The following is an 18808-nucleotide window of genomic DNA, read 5'->3' on the forward strand; positions in this document are numbered from 1 at the left end:
GGCGCACCGAGTCGCGAGGGGGCGGGCGGCGAACCCCCCGCGTTTCGGGGGACTCGACGCCGACGACACCCTGAACCGTGTGGAACGTTTACAACCCGTAGACACGGGGGGACCCGCGTCGACGAACGAAAATGGCGACTTACAGACGCGGCGGACACGTCCGCGGGGGCGACGACGGAGTGGAACGCGAGTGCGACCTGTGCGACTGGCACTGCGTGGCCGACACGTACCCGACGCTGATCAGACGGTACCAGACGCATCTGCGGGCGGACCACCCGAAGGCGTGGCTCAGGGCGTAACGAAGGCGCGGCTCGGGGCGTGAGTGCGGCGGAAAAAACGGCGGATCGATCGCGAGGGGCTGAGCCGGTGTTTCAGGGCTCCAGCAGGACCTTCGTGACGCCCTCCTCGCGGGCGTCGAACGCCTCGTACATCTCCGGCGCCTCTTCGAGGTCGACCCGGTGCGAGACGACCCAGCTCGGGTCGGCGCGGCCCTCGATGATCATGTCGCGCAGGTACCGGTTGTACTCTTTCACGTTACACTGACCGGTCCCGCACTTGAGCCCCTTCTCGAAGAACTTCCCGAAGTCGATACCGAGCCGCCCCTGTGCGGCCATGTCGTCGGGCGCGCCGGGGTCCTCCGGAACGTACAGCCCGGGGACGCCGAGCTGGCCGGTCGGACGGACGACCCGGATCAGGTTGTTGAGGACGACCGCCGGGTTCTCCTTGGCCGGCTGGTAGGAGTAGTCCTCCGTGTCCTGGTCGACGTCGTCGGGGTCGGTCGCCTGATACCCGACCGCGTCGACGCCCTTGTCGACCATCCCGCCGTGTTCCTCGATGATCTGGTCGACCGGGTCGCCCTCGGAGAAGTCGATGGCGTGCGCGTCGCAGTGCTCCTCCGCGAGCTCCAGTCGGCTCGGTACCTGGTCGACGACGTAGATCTCCGCTGCGCCCTTGATCTTCGCGCTGTAGGCGGCCATCAGGCCGACCGGGCCGGCGCCGAAGATGGCGACCGACTCGCCCGGCTGGAGGTCCGCCAGCTCGGTGCCGTGCCACCCGGTCGGGAAGATGTCCGCGAGCAGCGAGAACGCGTCCTCGTGTTCGCGCCCCTCGGGCAGCTTCAGGGCGTTGTGGTCGGCGTACGGGACGCGCAGTTTCTCGGCCTGTCCGCCCGGATACGGGCCCATGGCCACGTAGCCGTACGCGCCGCCCGCGAACCCGGGGTTGACGTTGGTACAGAAGCCGGTGAACCCTTCCTCGCAGTTCTGACAGAAGCCACAGGAGACGTTGAACGGCATGACGACGCGGTCGCCCTCCTCTAACGTCGATACGGCCTCCCCTACCTCGCTGACGATCCCCATGTTCTCGTGACCGAAGACGATCCCCTCCTCGGCCGCGGTCCGCCCCTCGTACATGTGGAGGTCGGAGCCACAGATACAGGACGTCGTGATGTCGACGACGACGTCGTTCGGGTGTTCGATCTCCGGTTCGTCCACGTCCTCGACGGCCACCTCGTAGGGGCCCTGATAGACAACTGCTCTCATGTTGGTTCCGATTGTATCGTGTTAACAAACCATAGTAAATGTTTTTCCATGATATTTCACGGTTAATATGAATTGCCTTGATTTTGTTAATCGGTGACTCGCCCCGAACGGGGATCACCGGGGCCGTTTCCCGGGCGCCCCACCGACACACTCATGAATTGTGACGATGAATCATGTTATATGTACGCACACAACGGTGGTGGGCTCGATGTCCAGTGAACCGGACGACGCGACGAAGACGATCTGTCCGTACTGCGGCGTCGGCTGCGGGATCCGCGTGCTGGAGGGCGACGAGCCGGGCGAGATGCGCTTCATGCCGTGGGCCGACGCGCCGGTGAACGAGGGGAGCGTCTGTATCAAGGGCGGGGCGGCGACGCAGGTCGTCGACCACGAGGACCGGCTGACGGAGCCGTTGATAAAGGAGGACGGCGAGTTCCGCGAGGCGACCTGGTCCGAGGCGCTCGACCGCGTCGTCGACGAGATGGAGGGAATCCGCGACCGACACGGCCCGGACGGGATGGGATTCTTCGGCTCCTCGAAGACGTTCAACGAGGAGAACTACCTCATCCAGAAGCTGGCGCGGCGGTACGGCACCAATCAGGTCGACAACTGTACGCGCATGTGTCACGCCTCCACCGTCTGGGCGCTGCGGACCAGCCTCGGGATGGGCGCGATGACGAACAGCATGGCCGACCTGGAGGACTCGGCGGACGTGCTGTGGATCCAGGGCGCGAACCCGGGCGAGCAGCACCCGATCGCCAACAGCCAGTACTTCAGGCAGGCCGTACTGGAGGGCGCGACGGTCATTCAGGTCGACCCGCACGCGAACAAGACCACCCGGTCGTTCGAGATCGACGAGACCGACCGGCACATGCACCTCCAGCTGAAACCCGGCACCGACATCCCCCTGTTGAACATCGTCCTCAAGACGATCTTAGAGCGCCACGAGGAGGACCCCGACGCGGGCTGGATCGACGAGGCGTTCGTGGAGGAGCGCACCAAGGGGTTCGACCACCTGAAAGAGACGCTCGCGGACTTCGACGTGGAGGCGGCCGCCGAGGAGTGCGGCGTGCCGCTCGAAGACATCGAGCTCGCCGCCGAGAAGTACGCGATGGCCAACGACGCCGCCATCTTCACCGGGATGGGGATGAGCCAGCACACCTGCGGCGTCGACAACGTCCAAAACGAGATCAACCTCGCGCTGATCACGGGGAACCTCGGCCGCCCGGGCACGGGCGTCAACCCCCTGCGCGGACAGAACAACGTTCAGGGCACCTGCGACGTCGGCGCGATGCCGAACGTCCTCCCGGGGTACCAGCTCGTCGACGACGACGAGGCCCGCGAGTCCGTCGAGGACGTGTGGGGCTTCGAGGTCCCCTCGGAGCCGGGGCTGACGAACGTCGAGATCTCGCACGCGATCGGCGACACCGTCCACGGGCTCTACGTCATGGGCGAGAACCCGATCATGAGCGAGCCCGACGGCAACGAGACGGAGCGCCGGTTCCGCGAGGAGCTCGACTTCATGGTGGTCCAGGACATCTTCATGACCGAGACCGCCGAACTCGCGGACGTGGTCCTCCCGGCGACCACGTGGGCCGAGCGCGACGGCACCGTCACCAACACCGACCGCCGCGTCCAGCGCATGCGCGGCGTCCACAAGGTCCACGAGAACACGCGCCACGACCTCGACATCCTCTGTGAGGTCGGCGACCGACTGTTCGACGGCGACGAGTTCGACTTCGACGGCCCCGAGGACGTGTTCGAGGAGCTCCGCGAGGTGTGCCCGATCATGCACGGGATGACCTACGACGCGCTCGGCGAGACGGGGATCCACTGGCCCTGCTACGAGGAGGGCGACGAGGGCGACTCGTACCTCTACGAAGACGAGTTCGAGACCGACGACGGCCTCGGTCGCATCGAGGGCGTCGTCCACCAGGAGCCGAAGGAGGTCCCCGACGAGGAGTACCCGCTCGTACTCACGACGGCCCGGCTCGAGGAACACTACAACACGGGGACGATGAGCCGGCGGTCGCCGACGCTCTCGAACCAACACCCGGAGAACTTCGTCGACATCCACCCGAACGACGCCGAGCGGTACGGGATCGAGGACGGCGACGACGTGGTTCTCAAGTCCCGCCGCGGGGAGATCACCGTCCGCGCCGACGTCACCGAGGACATCAAGGAGGGCGTCGTCTGGACCACGCCCCACTTCGCGGCCGCCTCCGCGAACCGCCTCACCAACGACGTGCTCGACGAGCGCGCCAAGATCCCCGAGTACAAGGCCGCGGCCGCCGAGATCGAGGTCGGCATCGAGGCCGCGGGCGACGACGCGGCGTCCGCCGACGACTGAGCGGCGTCCGCTTTTTATACGCTCTCTTCCAGCACCGTCTCGTCGCCGTGCTGGACCGCGACCCGGTCCGGGATGGGTGCCTCGGTGAACGCGACGGCGACCGCGTACGGATGGGGTTCGGCGACGTCCGAACAGACGTCGGCGTCCGAGTCGGGGTCGTCCTCGGACCGAATTCGGAGCCGGAGCGTCGCGTCGTCGAGCGCCACCTCGAACAGCGAAACGCGGTAGCAGCGCGTGGGCCCGTCGAGCAGCGATCCGGCCACGACCAGCCGTGGCGGGTCCTCGTCGAGGCGTCGGCGCACCTCGGCGACATCGTTCCCGCCGCCCTCGGTGACGTCGAGGTCGCCGTCGTACGCTCGTCGGAACGTCACCTCGGCGCCCTCGATCGTCGTCGGGTCGTCGCTCCACGGCGGGGTCGGGCAGCCCGCGAGCGGGACGGTCGAGAAGGCGGCCGCGGACGCGAGGAGGGCTCTGCGGCGCACACCCGGGTCGACGCGGAGCGCCGTGAAGTGTCTTGTGCGGGCTGCGGGGGCGCCGAGCGGCGCGCGGTCAGTCGCCACCGCCGCATCCGAAACCACTATCCCCGATCCGGCAAATTCCCCGGTATGGACTGGCCACACGACCCCGACGGCGAGCAGGGGAGCGAGGGCATGCGGCAGTACGGCCACGCCGTGCTCGCGAAGAAGATCGACGAGGAGGAGGACTTCCCGCTGACGGCGGCGGAGTACGTCGAGCAGTACGGCGACCACCCGATCCGGATCGACTTCGAGACGGTCGTCTCCGTCGAGGAGATCTTCGAGGGCGTCGAGAAAGAGGAGTTCGCCGACTTCGTCGAGTTCCACCAGGAGCTCGGCCGCGCGATGCGTGAGAACGGCTACTGGTTCTACGAGGGCGCCGACCAGTTCGTCGACGGCAGCGCCTGAATCCGGGATTTTCGATTTCCGTGTCGTTCTTTTAGACGCAGCCCCAGCCGCGGCCGTACGACGATGTTTATAAACGGCCGATCGACACGAACTCTTCCGAAGCCCCAGTCGCTCGGCTGTACGTATCTGTTTATAAACGATTCTCCGACACCGACACCCCCGAAGCCCCAGCCGGGAGGACTCGATGCGCTCGCTGCGGTCCTCAGTCACTCACTTCGTTCGCTCCTTGCGGTCCTTGCGTCGCGCGTCTTCGTCCTCCCGGCTGCCCCTTCGAGTCCCACCCGCACAGCACCGCGACCGCACCTCACCCCTCCCCAGCCTCGTCGGCCTCCCTCCGGTCGGCCGACTCCCTCGCGCGTGCTGTCTCGCGGCCGCCGAGGGCGGCCGCTCGCAGGCACGCGCCACCGCACATCGTTCGTTTATAAATGTCGCAGCGATGGTCTAGTTCTCGTCCGATGGAATCGCCACGGCCGAGTCGGCCGCTCGGCCGACCCTCGACTCTTTTAAGAACTCCCGGGGCGACCGTCTCGGCATGAACCACGAGCGGATCGCGGTGCTGGCCCACGAGAAGTTCCCCGACCGCGCGAAGACCGCCCTCGGCGTCATGCGCTACGGCGACCAGGACGTCCGGGCCGTCCTCGACCGCGACCGCGCCGGCGACCGCGTGCGCGACCACGTCCCGGACCTCGCGGACGCGCCGATCGTCGACTCGTTCGCGGACGCGCACGCCGCGGCCGACGGCGACCTCGACGCCTTGTACATCGGGATCGCGCCGATCGGCGGCGGCTTCGACGAGTCGTGGCGCGGCGACGTCGAGGCCGCGATCGAGACCGGCTGCGACGTGGTGAGCGGCCTCCACTACTTCTTAAACGAGGACGCGGAACTGGCCGCGCTCGCGGATGAACACGGGGTCGACCTCGTCGACGTCCGGAAGCCCGACGACGACCTGACGGTCGCTAGCGACGCCTCGGGCGACGTCGACGCCGACGTGGTGTGTACGGTCGGCACCGACTGCTCCGTGGGGAAGATGACCGCCTCGCTGGAGATCGTCGCGGCCGCCCGCGAGCGCGGGGTCGACGCCGCGTTCGTCCCCACCGGACAGACCGGGATCATGATCGCCGGCTGGGGGAACCCGATCGACCGCGTCGTCTCGGACTTCGCCGCGGGCGCCGTCGAGGAGATGCTCGTCGAGGTCGGCGACGACCACGACCTCCTCGTCGTCGAGGGGCAGGGGAGCATCGTCCACCCCGCCTACTCGGCGGTCACCTGCGGCATCCTCCACGGGTCGATGGCCGACGGGCTCGTGCTCTGTCACGCCGCGGGCCGCGAGGCCGTCCACGGCTACGAGTCGTTCGACCTCCCGCCGCTCGCCGACTACGTCGACCTCTACGAGGGCCTCGCGACGCCGGTCCACGAGACGAGCGTCGTCGCGGGCGCGGTCAACACGAAAGACGTGACCGACGACGCGACCGCCGCGGAGACCGTGGCCGACTTCGCCGACGAGGTCGGAGTTCCGGCCGCCGACCCGGTCCGCGACGGCGCGGACCGCATCGTGGACGGGATCGTCGACGCTGGACTCGGGGGCGGCGGAGACGGGAGCGGCGAATGAGCCTCGAAGCCGAGTTCGAGCGCGTCTCGCTGCCGCTGGAGAACCCGTTCGGCATCTCACGAGGGACACAGACCGAGGCGGAGAACGTGATCGTGCGGATCACGGACGGTTCGGGGACGACCGGTATCGGCGGCGCCGCGCCGTCGAGCCACTACGGCGAGACGGCCGACACCGTGGCGGCGGTGCTGCCGGCCCTCCTCGACGCGGTCGAGCGCGTCGGCGACCCCCACGCGATCCGCGAGATCGAGGCCGAGCTGCGCGCGGTCGTCGAGGGCAACCCGGCCGCCCGCTGCGCCGTCTCGATCGCCGTCCACGACCTCGCGGCGAAGCGGTTCGGCGTCCCGCTGTACCGCCTGTGGGGGCTCGACCCGAGCGCCGCGCCGAAGACGTCGTTCACGATCGGGCTCGACGAGACGGACCGCGTGCGCGAGAAGGCCGCCGACGCCGTCGCGGCGGGCTACGACGTGTTGAAAATCAAGCTCGGCACCGACCGCGACCGCGAGCTGGTCGACGCGGTCCGCGACGCTGCGCCCGACGCCCGGCTGCGCGTCGACGCCAACGAGGCGTGGACGCCGAAGGAGGCGGTGGCGAAGAGCGCGTGGCTCGCCGACCGCGACGTGGAGTTCGTCGAACAGCCCGTCCCGGCCGAGAATCCCGAAGGCCTCCGGTACGTCTACGAGCGCTCGGAACTACCGATCGCCGCCGACGAGTCCTGCGTGACGGCCGCGGACGTGCCCGCGATTGCCGACCGCTGTGACATCGCGAACCTGAAGCTGATGAAGGCCGGGAGCCTCTCCGAGGCGCGGCGACTGATCGCCGCCGCCCGGGCGCACGGCCTCGAAGTGATGTGCGGCTGTATGATCGAGTCAAACGCGTCGATCGCGGCCGCCGCGCAGCTCGCGCCGCTCCTCGACTACGCCGACATCGACGGCTCGCTGCTGCTCGCCGAGGACCCGTACGCGGGGGTTCGCCTCCCAGACGGGGAGATTCGGCTCACGGAGCAGGACCGCGCGGGGACCGGCGCGCGCCCCGCAGGGGAGTGAGGGGATCCGGAAGTCGAAAGGCGACTGTCGCGGCACGGCCCACTCTCCGAAGACACGTCAGGCCGAAACGGCGGGTGGTTTGAAGACGGCAAAACGGTCCGTTCTCTCGATCAGTCTCTCCGTTCGGATCTGTCTCTCATCCGTTTTTCGTGGTACATCTTGAACCCGTAGAGCACGATTCCGACACCCAACACGAACAGGCCGATCGGAACCCAGATCCAGGCGGCGCTCAGCAGGGCCAGGAGGAGGGGGATCGCGATCAGTAACCCACCGATCCAGATGAGGTGTTTGGGGACCATCGCTACGGGCCGATCCGTGTCCGATCGTATAAAATCCCGCGGCGAGAGCGCGTCTCTCTGCCGTATTCTCGGTGGCGAGTGCGATGTCTCGTCTCTTGTGGGCGATAACGGAGTCACCGCAACGAGACTCGACGCCTCAGTTCTGCTTCTCGTTTGCGTCGGCCTCGGACTCCTCCAGCTCGACGTCGAGCTCCTCGTCGAGGTCGGCGCCCGAGTCGTCGCTCAGGTCGGCTTCGAGATCGTCCGCGTTCATCTCGCTCTCGATGTCCTCCAGTTCAGCGTCGACCTCCTCGTCGCTGACCGCGTCGCCGTCGTCCGCCGCCTCGCTTTTGCCGAGCTCGCCTTTCAGCGTCTCCAGCTCGGCGTCGACCTCGCTGTCGGTCGAGAGGCTCTCCAGCTCGCGGTCGATGCTGTCCTTGTCGGAGAGCGCGTCCTCGAACGCGCCGGAGTCTTCCAGCTCGTCCATCGCCTCCGCGCGCGCCTCCATCTCCTCGGTTCGCTCCTCGGCGCGCTCGATGGAGCGCCCCACGTCCTCCATCTCGTCGCCGACGCCGGTCATCGCCTCGGAGACGCGGGAGGAGGCCTCGGCCGCCTCGTAGCGGGCCTTCATCGTCTCCTTCTTCGTGCGGAACTCCTCGATGCGGTTCTGGAGCTTGTTCTTCTTCTCGACGAGCTGCTCTTGGGTGTTGTTCAGCTCGGCGATCTGGCCCTCCAGCTCCTCGATCTGGCTCATCTTCGACTTCTTCTTTTCGAGGGCCTTGCGCGCGAGGTCGTCGCGGTCCTGCTGGACCGCCTCGCGGGCCTGCCGGTTGTGCTTCTCGACGTTCTCTTCGAGCTTGCGCTTCTGTATCTCCAGCCGCTTCTTCTGAGTCGTCAGGTCCGCGATCCCCTGCTTGACGTCCTGAAGCTCGTCGCGCATCTGTTCGTACGAGTAGTCGAGCGACTCCGTCGGGTCCTCCGCCCGGTTGAGGAGGGCGTTCACCTTCGAGCGGACGACGTAGGAGGCGCGCGAGAGGATTCCCATGACGTGTCATACGCGTTCCACCCGTTAAAACCTCATGCGGTTCGCGACGGGAAGACACAGCTCGTCGTGACGGGAAGACACCCCTCGGCGCGTTCGTCGGCTGCGGCCGCGGCCGACGAACGCGCCCGCCCCTGCCGACCGCGGCCGCGCCCGACGCTTCCTGAAGGTTTATGCGGGGCGTCGGTGTAGCTCCGCACATGGACATCGGCGTGCTAACGGTTCCCTTGGGCGGCGAACCGATAGACGACGCGGCCGCGTACCTCGATGATCTCGGTGTCGACGCCGTCGAACTCGGGGTCGGCGGCTGGCCCGGTTCGGACCACGTCGACCCCGAGACGCTCCTCGACGACGCGGCGGCGCGGGAGGAGCTCCGGGCGCTGCTCGACGGCCACGGGCTCCGGATCTCCGCGCTGGCGACGCACAACAACCCGCTCCACCCCGACGAGGGGCGGGCCGCGGCGGCCGACCGCGAACTGCGCGAGGCGATCGAGCTGGCCGACCTGCTCGGCGTCGACACCGTGACCTGCTTCTCGGGGCTCCCCGCGGGTGCGCCCGGCGACTCGACGCCGAACTGGGTCACGGCGCCGTGGCCGACGGAGCACGCCGACGCGCTCGACTATCAGTGGGACGAGGTGGCGATTCCCTACTGGAGCGACCTGGCGAAACACGCCGAGCACCACGGCGTCGACGTCGCCATCGAGATGCACCCGAACATGCTGGTGTACGAGCCGACGGGCATGCTCGCGCTCCGCGAAGCGACGAACGACCGGATCGGCGCCAACTTCGACCCGTCGCACCTCTACTGGCAGGGGATCGACGTGACCGAGGCGATCCGCTTCCTCGGCGAGCGCGACGCGATCCACCACGTCCACGCGAAGGACACGAAGGTGTACGACGCGAACGCCCGGGTGAAGGGCGTCCTCGACACGACGGGGTACGCCGAAGAGGCCGACCGCTCGTGGCTGTTCCGGTCGATCGGCTACGGCCACGACGAGGGACACTGGAAGGACGTCGTCTCGACGCTCCGGATGGTCGGCTACGAGGGCGCGCTGTCCATCGAACACGAGGACTCGCTCACCTCCTCCCGGGAGGGGTTAGAGAAGGCCGTCGACGTGCTCGACCGCGCCGTCTTCGAGACGGAGCCGGGCGACGCCTACTGGGCGGAGTGACGCTGCGGACGCGGACCACGGTGAGACGCATATGACACGAGACCCACTCAAGATCGGCGTACTGGGGTACCGCTTCATGGGCAAGGCGCACGCGAACGCGCTCGCGCGGCTCCCGATGTTCTTCCCGGACGCGCCCGAGATCGTGCGGCACACGCTCGTCGGGCGCAACGAGGAAGAGCTGGCGGACGCCGCCGACCGGTTCGGCTTCGCGCACACCGCGACCGACTGGGAGGCGGCGCTCGACGAGGTGGACGTGTTCTACAACCTCGGCCCGAACCACGTCCACGCCGAGCCGTCGATCGCGGCGCTCGAAGAGGGCGTTCCCGTCCTCTGCGAGAAGCCGCTCGCCCCGACGGTCGAGGAGGCGGCGACGATGCGCGACGCGGCGGCCGCGGCGGACGTCCCCGCGGGGACCGCGTTCAACTACCGGTTCGTCCCCGCGATCCGGTACGCGAAGGGGCTGATCGAGGACGGCGAACTCGGCGAGATCCGACAGGTCCGCGGGCGGTACCTCCAGGACTGGCTCGTCGACCCCGACGCGCCGTGGGCGTGGCGGATGGACGCCGAGATGGCCGGGTCGGGCGCGCTCGGCGACCTCGGCGCACACACGATCGACCTCGCGAACTTCCTCGTCGGCGACCGGGTCGGCGGGATCGATCGCGTCTCCGGGCAGCTGACGACGTTCGTCGACGAGCGTCCCGTCTACGACGAGAACGGTGACGTCGCGGAGTACCGCGACGTGACGGTCGACGACGCGTACGCCGCGCAGGTCGACTACGAGTCGGGCGCGACCGGGAGCTTCGAGGCGAGCCGGGTCGCCGAGGGGCACAAAAACGACCACACGATCGCGGTTCACGGCTCGAAGGGGAGCCTCGAGTTCTCCTTGGAGCGCCTCAACGAGCTGGAGGTGCTGCGGGAGGGGAACCGCGGCTACGAGACGGTGCTGGTCACCGAGGAGTCGGACCCGTACGTCGACCGCTGGTGGCCCCCCGGACACGTGATCGGGTGGGAACACACGTTCGTCCACGAGAACTACGAGTTCCTGTCCGCGGTCGCGGAGGGGGACACCTTCGAGCCGTCGTTCGAGGACGGGTACGAGATCCAGCGCGTCCTCGACGCGATCGGTCGGTCGGACGAGCGCGGCGAGCGGGTCGCGGTCGAGTGAGTCGCGGTCGAGTGAGCGTCACGGTCGGATGAACTCGCGGTCGGACGTCGCCCCGACAGCCCGTCCGTCAGGCCGTCAGACGCCGACGCCCGGCGTGGAGCCCCCGTTCTCCTCGCCCCACTCTTGGATCGCAGAGTCTTCGCCGTTGTAGCTGCCGAGCGTCTCGCGGGTGTCGAACGCGACCGGCTCCCAGACGACCTCGAAGTTCTCGTTGCCCGTCGCGTTCGGGACGGGGACGCGGTCGCCCGGTCTCACGATGCCGTCGCCGGGCCACGCGCCGAACTGGACGTTCCCGTCCGGGTCCTCGCCGCGGACGTACAGCTCCTCGGCCGGGACCGGCTCCGGGCCGAGCGCGACGACCACGAGGTCGCCGCCCTCCCGTTGGCCCTCGAACTCGGCGTCGGGCGGCGCGACGCCGTCGATGAGGCCGAACACCGCCGCCCCGACGATGGCGAGCAGCAACACGACGACTCCGACGAGCAGTCCCGTCCCCGCCAAGGGGGTGAACCCGCGCTCGTCGTCTCGGAAGGCCACCATTCGGCCGACACTCAGACGGCACCGATATAAGCATTTCCGCGCCGCGTATCAGCGCTGATAAGTTTGGACGGCGGCGCCGAGCGGAGACCGGATCGGGACGGGTTCGCGCGGAGCGAACCGAACCGGAAGCGGGGAACCGAGCCGGAAACGGGCAACCGAACCGGAAACGGGTTATCCCGCGCCGTCGAACTCCGACCGTGACGTCTCGGATGAGCGATCCCGCCGGCGGACGACCCCGCGGTCTCCGGGGGATCGCGCGAACCTGGATCGAGGTCCTCGTCCGGCCGCGGCGGGCGTTCGCGAACGGGATCACGCCCGGCGATCAGGCGCCCGCGCTGACCTTCGCGGTCGCGGTCGCCGCGGCGTTCACGCTCGGACTGATCGCGACGGACCCCGGATCGGTGCCCGTCGTCGTCCCGTCGTCCGCACTGTTATCCGGGCTCGTCGTCTTCCTCGTCGCGGTCGCGCTGGCGGCGCCGGTCGGCCTCCACCTGACCGCCGCGGTCGCGACCGTCTCGGTCGTGCTAGCGAGCGTCGAGTTCGACGACGGGCTGGGGCTGCGCGACCGCGGCGGGGTGAGCGAGACCGTTCAGGTCGTCGCGTACGCGAGTTCGCCGATGGCGCTGGCCGGCCCGTCAGTCCCCGAAATCCGGGTTCTCTGTGGCGCGTACGCCGCGGTGCTGCTGGTCGTCGGGCTCCGGACGGTCCACGGGCTTGGACCGGTCCGGACGGTCGCGGCCGCGCTCCCGCCCGCCGCGCTCGGCTACGGCGTCGGCTACCGCGTCGTCGCCGCGGCGCGGACGCTGCTCGGCGCGTGACGCACCGGTCCGTCCCGGCGTGACCGCCGGAGGGGCGCCGCGTTCTCCTCGAGGCGCCTAGCGGGCTTTCGACAACCGTTTTAGGCCCGAGACTCTCGGTGTACTCAAATGGGATCCTGTATCATCTGTGGCACCGACGTCGGGGGCGGTCGCGTCTGCGACTCGCACCAAGAAGACGTCGTGTTCGACTTCCGTGGCGACTCTCCCGACGGTCTGGTTCCGAGCCGGTTCTACCGAGGCGTCGTCGACGGGTACGCCGAGTTCGGCGTGTTCATCGACCTCGCGCCCGGCGTCACCGGACTGTTACACCGCTCCGAGCTCGACCGCCGCCTCGACAGCCTCGACTGGGAGCCGGGCGACGAGGTGTTCGTCCAAGTGAAGGGCGTCCGCGACAACGGGAACATCGACCTCGGGTGGTCGATCCGACAGACCGACCGCGAGTTCCGCGGCGTCCTCGTTCAGGAGTCCGCCGGCGAACACCTCCCCGACGAGGGAGGCGACGCCGACGAGAGCGACGACACCGGCGAGAACAGCGAGGCCGCGGAGCCGACCGAGGAGACCACGGAGCCGGTCGACGAGGACGACGAGGGCGACGAGCCGGACGCGGACGACGAGTCCGAAGACGGCGACACGACCGCCGCGGAAGTCGCCGACCCCGAGCCGGACGTGTCCGACGACGAGGTCGAAGCGACCGCGGCAGACGGGGAGACCGACAACGGGGCCGAAGCGGCCGCAGCCGACGGAGAGGCCGACGACGGGGACGAAGCGGCCGCAGCAGACGACGAGACCGCAGCAGACGACGAGACGCCCGATCGCGTGTCGATCACGACGCTCGGGGACGCGGTCGGCGAGTCGGTCCGGATCGAGGGCGAGGTCGTCGGCGTCCGTCAGACCGGCGGCCCGACGGTGTTCGAGGTCAGCGACGAGACGGGCGCCGTCGACGTGGCCGCGTTCGTCGAGCCGGGCGTCCGGGCGTACCCGGACGTCGAGGTCGGCGACGCGGTGCGGGTCGACGGTGAGGTGGAGAGCCACCGCGGCGACGTTCAGGTCGAGTCCGAGGCGCTCGTCCTCCTCGACGGCGAGGAGGCCGAAGCGGTCCGCCGCCGGATGGCCGAGGCGCTCACCGACGAGGCGCGGCCGGAGGGGCTCCAGCCGCTCGGCGGCGACGAGACGGTCGCCGAACTCGCCGACGGGCTGCTCGACGCGGCCGAGGCGGTCCGCCGCGCGGTGCTCGAATCGCGGCCGATCGTCGTCCGCCACCCGGCGACCGCCGACGGCTACGTCGCCGGCGCCGCGGTCGAGCGAGCCGTTCTCCCCCTGATCCGCGACGAACACGCCAAAAGCGACGCCGAGTACCACTACTTCACCCGGCGCCCGCTCGACGAACCGGTGTACGACATGGACGCAGCGACCAACGACGCGACGCGGATGCTCCAGGACCGCGACCGCCACGACGAGAAGCTCCCGCTGTTCCTCCTCGTCGGCGCCGGCTCGACGACCGAGTCCGCCGACGGCATCGACCTGCTGTCGGTGTACGGGGTCGACGCCGTCGTCGTCGACGCCGCGGTCGCGGACACCGAGACGCGAGACGCGGTCGACACGCTCGTCTCGCCGGAGCTGTCGGACGTCGGCGGCGACGAGACGCTCTCGACGGGCGCGCTCGTCGCCTCGCTGGCGTCGGCGATCAACGACGAGGTCCGCGCGGACCTCCGGCACCTGCCGGCGGTGAGCTACTGGGCGGACGCCCCCGAGCGGTACGTCGACCTCGCGCGCGACGCCGGCTACGACGCCGAGCGCGTCGCCGAACTTCGCGAGGCGGTCGCGCTGGAGGCGTACTACCAGTCGTATCAGGACAAGCGCGAGCTGATCGCCGACCTCCTGTTCTCTGACGGCGGGAACCTCGCGGCGCACGTCTCCGAGCAGTTCCGCGAGAAGCTGGAGACGGAGGTCGAGACCGCGGACGCGAACGTCGTGACCGAGGCGGTCGACGGCGTCGAGTTCGCGCTGCTCGACACCGACGGCTACACCCACCGGTACGACTTCCCGCCGACGCCGCTCCTCTTGGACGACCTCCACCGGCGGCGCGCCGACGGGGAGCCGTTCGCGACGGTGGGCGTCGGCACCGACGAGCTGTACGTGCGCACGACCGCGGACGTCTCCGTCCGCGACGTGGCCGAGCGCGCGGCCGAGCTCGCGCCCAAGGCGGACATCGCGACCGCTGGCGTCCGCGAGGGGAAAATCGAGTTCCTCTCCGGCGAGCGCGACGCCGTCGAGGACGCCGTCGTCGCGGCCGTCGCCGAATCGTTCTGAGGTCCGCGGCCACGAGCGGAGCGCTTCGAATTTCGCTCGCCCGTCGCTCGGTCAGCGGCGCGTGAACGGTCCGGGCGGAAGGATGAGGTCGTCGAGCTCCGGTCGCTGTTTCACGTTGAACACGACCGACAGCTCGTCGGTCAGCGGATAGCCGTTACAGGAGAGCCGGAACCCGCGCTCGGCGAGGTCGTCCGGCATGATGTGGTCGGTCGGCTGCGAGAGCTCCCCCTCGGCGAGGTACACCGCGCAGTTCGCGCAGGCGCCGCCGCGACAGGAGAAGGGCCACGCGAACCCGCTCCGCTCGGCCGCCTCCAGCAGGCTCTCGTCGGGGTGGACGAGCAGGCGACCGTGAGCGTCCGGGGCGAGGTCGGCGTGAGAGGCTTTCCGAAAGAGGTCGTCGTCGTCGAGCGACCAGCCGTAGTCGACGATCGCCTCGTAGTCGAGGAACTCGACGCGGGTCGGCTGTACCTCGGCGGCGTCACTGTCGTCGTCGAGGTCGATGTCGGCGGCCGCGGTCGTCTCACTGTCACCTTCCTCGCCGTTCTCGTCGCGCGCCTCCAGCTCGCGGTAGGCCCGGCGGACGAGCTGGAACTCCTCGACCGAGCCGCCCTGATCGGGGTGGGCGCGCTTCACGCGCTCGCGGTAGGCCCGTTCGATCGCCTCGTCGTCGGCGTCCTCGTCGACGTCTAACACCTCGAACGGGGAGACCATCCAACGTGTGGCCGTAGGCGCGTGACGCACATAAACTGCCCAGAAGTCGGCAGGCTCGCGGGCGGGGTCGAGAGTCGTCGCGGCGCCGGTAGCCGCCCGACCGATCAGCGTTTAATAGCGGCGCGCCCCACCACTCGGTAATGGGAAACGCCGACCTCCGCGACCTTGCGTCGATCCGCGACGTCGCCTTCTCCGAGATCGAGGGGAGCGTCGTCGCCGTGGACGCGCACAACTGGCTGTACCGGTACCTCACGACCACGGTCAAGTGGACGAGCGACGAGAAGTACACCACCGCCGACGGCGTCGAGGTCGCGAACCTGATCGGGGTCGTCCAAGGGCTCCCGAAGTTCTTCGAACACGACCTGATCCCGGTGATGGTGTTCGACGGCGCCGTCACCGACCTGAAGGCCGACGAGGTGGCCGAACGGCGCGAGAAGCGCGAGAAGGCCGAGGAGCGTCGGGCGGCCGCCGAGGAGCGCGGCGACGCGGTCGAGGCGGCGCGGCTGGAGGCCCGCACGCAGCGGCTCACCGACGCGATACAGGAGACGACACGCGAGCTCCTCGACCTGCTCGACGTGCCGATCGTCGAGGCGCCCGCGGAGGGGGAGGCGCAGTGCGCGCAGATGGCCGCGACCGGGACCGTCGACCACGCCGGCAGCGAGGACTACGACACCCTGCTGTTCGGCGCGCCGACGACGCTCCGACAGCTGACGAGCAAGGGCGACCCGGAGCTGATGGACTTGGCTGCGACGCTCGACGAACTCGGACTCGATCGGCAGGGGCTCGTCGACGTCGCGATGCTCTGCGGGACCGACTTCAACGAGGGCGTCCGGGGGATCGGCCCGAAGACGGCGGTGACTGCGGTGAAGGAACACGGCGACCTGTGGGGCGTCCTCGACGCCCGCGACGCCGAGATCCCGAACGCCGAGGCGGTCCGCGAGCTGTTCATGTCCCCGCCGTCGGCGGACGTCGCGGTCGACACCGACGTGAACCCGGACGTCGAGGCCGCCCGCGAGTACGTCGTCGACGAGTGGGGCGTCGACGCCGACGAGGTCGAGCGGGGCTTCGAACGCATCGCGGAGTCGCAGGTCCAGACCGGGCTCGACCGGTGGACGTGACGGGCTTCGATCGGGGGACCTGAGAAATCTCGATCCGCGGACGTACCGGACCTCGACCGACTGATCCGACGCGACCGACGGAACGGGCTCCGGCCCGCGCTCCGTCGCGCGTCCGTCGGCGCGACCGCCGCGAACACACCTTTTATTTCCTCGTCGTCAGAAGGGTGATTCACACGTGTCGCGGGCCGGAACCCGAGCGGACCGCGGCGACTCTGACCAATGAGCTTCGACGTTCCCGACGACAGACGGTACCTGGAATCGCACGAGTGGGCGACGACCGGCGGTGACACCGTTCGAATCGGCGTCTCCGACTTCGCGCAGGACGAACTGGGCGACGTGGTGTTCGTCGAACTGCCCGCGGTCGGCGACGAGATCGCCGCCGGCGAGTCGTTCGGCGTCGTCGAGTCGATCAAGGCCGTCTCGGACCTGTACGCACCGGTCTCGGGCGAGGTCGTCGCGGTCAACGAGGAGCTGTTCGACCGCCCGGAGCTCGTCAACGAGGACCCGTACGGCGAGGGGTGGATGCTCGAGGTCGACCCGACCGAGGGCGGCGACGCCGAGGGGCTGCTCGACGCCGACGCGTACGACGACCAGATCGCCTGACTGCGCCGGTTCGACGTGAACGCGACCGCGGCCCCTCTGCGTGCCCGCGGGCGTTCGACGCGACCGCAGCGACCGCACGGCCGACCGGATTCGACGACACACTGCCGACACCGGACCCGATCATGACACCGCCACGTTCCGACCGACGAGCCGCGAACCGAGCACCGACCGACGGCCGACCGACGGCCCGCGGACGCGGAGGAGAGACCAGATGAGCCGGGCGAACGGCACGCCGTACGCCCCCCACACCGACGAGGAGACCGAAGCGATGCTGGCGGCGATCGGCGTCGCCGACGAGGAGTCGCTGTTCGACATTCCCGACCCGGTCGCCTTCGACGGCGACTTCGGCATCGACGGGCGGACCGAACGCGAGATCCGCGACGAGTGTGCGCGGATCTTCGCGCGGAACGACGACCTCACCGAGTTCCTCGGGCGAGGTCACTACGGCCACTACGTGCCGAGCGTCGTCGACCACCTCGCGGACCGCGCGGAGTTCCTCACGAGCTACACCCAGTACCAGCCGGAGGTGTCGCAGGGGTTCCTCCAAGCGCTCTTCGAGTACCAGTCGATGCTGGTCGAGCTCACCGGCCTCGACGTCGCGAACTGCTCGATGTACGACGCCGCGACCGCGCTCGGCGAGGCGGCGACGCTCGCCGACCGGGTCCGGTCGGCCTCGGGCGACGTCGTCCTCGTCCCCGAACAGCTCCGGGAGGGGAAGCGGGCGGTGCTGGAGAACTACTGCGACGGCGCCGACCTGCGCGTCGAGACGTACCCGATGGCCGACGGGACGGCCGACGTCGACGCGCTCGCCGACCGCGCGGGCGACGACGTCGTCATGGTGTACGCCGAGAGCCCGACGGTGCGGGGCTGTATCGAAGCGCGGCTCGCGGCGGTCGGCGAGATAGCGGACGAGACGGACGCGCTGTTTACGCTCGGCTCGGACGTCGTCGCGCTGTCGGTCCTCGAATCGCCGGCCGAGGTCGGGGCCGACGTCGTCGTCGGCGAGTCGGGCGCGCTCGGCCTCCCGACCGCGTACGGGATGGGACTGGGGATCTTCGCCTGCCGCGACGACTTCCTGCGGCAGGTCCCCGGTCGGCTCGTCGGCGCGAGCGAGGAGCGCGCGCCGCCGGAGGCGGCGCGAGACGGAGGCGGCGACGCCGCCGACGCCGGGGGTACCCGCGCGTACACCCTGACGCTCCAGACGCGCGAGCAGCACATCCGCAAGGAGCGCGCCACCTCGAACATCTGTACGAATCAAGCGTGGGTCGCGCTCCGCGCGGCGATCCACGCGGCGACGCTCGGCCCGGACGGGCTCGTCGACCTCGCGAACGACTGCGTCCGCGAGGCTGCGGCGCTCGCCGACCGGATCGACGATCTCTCCGGCGCGGCCGCGCCCGTCCACGACCGCCACCACTTCCGCGAGTTCGCGGTGCGCGTCGACCAGCCGGCCGAGGCGATCGCGGCCGAGTTGGAGGCCGAGGGATTCGCGGTCCACGCGATCGGCGAGCACCTGCTTCAGGTGTGCGTCACCGACCTGAACGCCGGGAAGACGGACGCTCTCGTCGAGGCCTTAGAGGGGGTGCTGTGA

Annotated in this window: 18 protein-coding genes; 12 read left to right on the forward strand and 6 right to left on the reverse strand. The window is 69.5% G+C overall.

All coding sequences use genetic code 11. The features are described from left to right. Positions 1 to 131 precede the first annotated feature (131 nt). Positions 132 to 299 (forward strand): hypothetical protein, encoded by a 168-nt coding sequence (locus tag EXE46_RS17080; RefSeq protein ID WP_199234127.1) that lies wholly within the window; start codon positions 132 to 134, stop codon positions 297 to 299. A gap of 72 nt (positions 300 to 371) precedes the next feature. Here EXE46_RS17080 and EXE46_RS07555 read toward each other — a convergent pair whose 3' ends face one another. Next, on the reverse strand, positions 372 to 1541 hold the full coding sequence (locus tag EXE46_RS07555) for a glutathione-independent formaldehyde dehydrogenase (protein ID WP_137687811.1): 1170 nt from the start codon (positions 1539 to 1541) through the stop codon (positions 372 to 374). A gap of 208 nt (positions 1542 to 1749) precedes the next feature. Here EXE46_RS07555 and fdhF point away from each other — a divergent pair, with 208 nt between their 5' ends. Beyond that, positions 1750 to 3891: a formate dehydrogenase subunit alpha gene (fdhF, locus tag EXE46_RS07560; protein ID WP_137687812.1), complete on the forward strand. Its 2142-nt coding sequence runs from the start codon at positions 1750 to 1752 to the stop codon at positions 3889 to 3891. Positions 3892 to 3905: 14 nt separating this feature from the next. On the opposite strand, the gene EXE46_RS07565 is transcribed toward fdhF, so the two are convergent. After that, positions 3906 to 4373 (reverse strand): hypothetical protein, encoded by a 468-nt coding sequence (locus EXE46_RS07565; protein ID WP_137687813.1) that lies wholly within the window; start codon positions 4371 to 4373, stop codon positions 3906 to 3908. A gap of 123 nt (positions 4374 to 4496) precedes the next feature. Here EXE46_RS07565 and EXE46_RS07570 point away from each other — a divergent pair, with 123 nt between their 5' ends. The 3 genes from EXE46_RS07570 to EXE46_RS07580 all read left to right on the forward strand — a co-directional run bounded on the left by EXE46_RS07570 (position 4497) and on the right by EXE46_RS07580 (position 7466). Further along, on the forward strand, positions 4497 to 4814 hold the full coding sequence (locus EXE46_RS07570; RefSeq protein WP_137687814.1) for a DUF5785 family protein: 318 nt from the start codon (positions 4497 to 4499) through the stop codon (positions 4812 to 4814). Positions 4815 to 5346: 532 nt separating this feature from the next. Beyond that, positions 5347 to 6423: a DUF1611 domain-containing protein gene (locus EXE46_RS07575; RefSeq protein ID WP_137687815.1), complete on the forward strand. Its 1077-nt coding sequence runs from the start codon at positions 5347 to 5349 to the stop codon at positions 6421 to 6423. Next, complete coding sequence (locus EXE46_RS07580; protein ID WP_137687816.1) at positions 6420 to 7466, forward strand: dipeptide epimerase; 1047 nt, start codon at positions 6420 to 6422, stop codon at positions 7464 to 7466. The genes EXE46_RS07575 and EXE46_RS07580 overlap by 4 nt, the downstream gene beginning before the upstream one ends. 110 nt (positions 7467 to 7576) lie before the next feature. Here EXE46_RS07580 and EXE46_RS07585 read toward each other — a convergent pair whose 3' ends face one another. Together EXE46_RS07585 and EXE46_RS07590 are read right to left on the reverse strand one after the other, a co-directional pair. Next, positions 7577 to 7765 carry a hypothetical protein gene (locus EXE46_RS07585; RefSeq protein ID WP_137687817.1) on the reverse strand — a complete coding sequence of 63 codons (189 nt, stop codon included), beginning with the start codon at positions 7763 to 7765 and terminating at the stop codon, positions 7577 to 7579. Positions 7766 to 7901: 136 nt separating this feature from the next. Beyond that, positions 7902 to 8789 carry a PspA/IM30 family protein gene (locus tag EXE46_RS07590; RefSeq protein ID WP_137687818.1) on the reverse strand — a complete coding sequence of 296 codons (888 nt, stop codon included), beginning with the start codon at positions 8787 to 8789 and terminating at the stop codon, positions 7902 to 7904. Positions 8790 to 8986: 197 nt separating this feature from the next. Between EXE46_RS07590 and EXE46_RS07595 the strand changes: the two genes are divergently transcribed. Together EXE46_RS07595 and EXE46_RS07600 are read left to right on the forward strand one after the other, a co-directional pair. Further along, positions 8987 to 9958 (forward strand): sugar phosphate isomerase/epimerase, encoded by a 972-nt coding sequence (locus EXE46_RS07595; protein ID WP_137687819.1) that lies wholly within the window; start codon positions 8987 to 8989, stop codon positions 9956 to 9958. Between the two features lie 31 nt (positions 9959 to 9989). Beyond that, positions 9990 to 11123, forward strand: a complete 1134-nt coding sequence (locus tag EXE46_RS07600) for a Gfo/Idh/MocA family protein (RefSeq protein ID WP_137687820.1) — start codon at positions 9990 to 9992, stop codon at positions 11121 to 11123. 75 nt (positions 11124 to 11198) lie between these two features. Here the strand turns inward: EXE46_RS07600 and EXE46_RS07605 are convergent, their stop codons facing one another. Next, the gene (locus EXE46_RS07605) at positions 11199 to 11660 is read right to left on the reverse strand and encodes a type IV pilin (protein WP_137687821.1); all 462 of its coding nucleotides are present in this window, start codon (positions 11658 to 11660) and stop codon (positions 11199 to 11201) included. Positions 11661 to 11869: 209 nt separating this feature from the next. Here EXE46_RS07605 and EXE46_RS07610 point away from each other — a divergent pair, with 209 nt between their 5' ends. Together EXE46_RS07610 and EXE46_RS07615 are read left to right on the forward strand one after the other, a co-directional pair. Then, entirely contained in the window at positions 11870 to 12478 is a 609-nt protein-coding gene (locus tag EXE46_RS07610; protein ID WP_137687822.1) for a YIP1 family protein, read from the forward strand. A gap of 108 nt (positions 12479 to 12586) precedes the next feature. Further along, the gene (locus EXE46_RS07615; RefSeq protein WP_137687823.1) at positions 12587 to 14788 is read left to right on the forward strand and encodes a DHH family phosphoesterase; all 2202 of its coding nucleotides are present in this window, start codon (positions 12587 to 12589) and stop codon (positions 14786 to 14788) included. 51 nt (positions 14789 to 14839) lie between these two features. On the opposite strand, the gene fer is transcribed toward EXE46_RS07615, so the two are convergent. Beyond that, positions 14840 to 15499, reverse strand: a complete 660-nt coding sequence (gene fer, locus EXE46_RS07620; protein WP_137687824.1) for a ferredoxin Fer — start codon at positions 15497 to 15499, stop codon at positions 14840 to 14842. Positions 15500 to 15639: 140 nt separating this feature from the next. On the opposite strand from fer, the gene fen reads away from it, so the two are divergent. The 3 genes from fen (at position 15640) to EXE46_RS07635 (ending at position 18808) form a co-directional block, all read left to right on the forward strand. Continuing rightward, the gene (gene fen / locus EXE46_RS07625; protein WP_137687825.1) at positions 15640 to 16617 is read left to right on the forward strand and encodes a flap endonuclease-1; all 978 of its coding nucleotides are present in this window, start codon (positions 15640 to 15642) and stop codon (positions 16615 to 16617) included. A gap of 219 nt (positions 16618 to 16836) precedes the next feature. Beyond that, complete coding sequence (gene gcvH, locus EXE46_RS07630; RefSeq protein ID WP_137687826.1) at positions 16837 to 17220, forward strand: glycine cleavage system protein GcvH; 384 nt, start codon at positions 16837 to 16839, stop codon at positions 17218 to 17220. 211 nt (positions 17221 to 17431) lie between these two features. Then, a complete protein-coding gene (locus EXE46_RS07635; RefSeq protein WP_137687827.1) occupies positions 17432 to 18808 on the forward strand; it encodes a glycine dehydrogenase in 1377 nt (458 codons plus the stop codon).

The sequence above is a fragment of the Halorubrum sp. GN11_10-6_MGM genome (assembly GCF_005435165.1).
Classification (GTDB): domain Archaea; phylum Halobacteriota; class Halobacteria; order Halobacteriales; family Haloferacaceae; genus Halorubrum.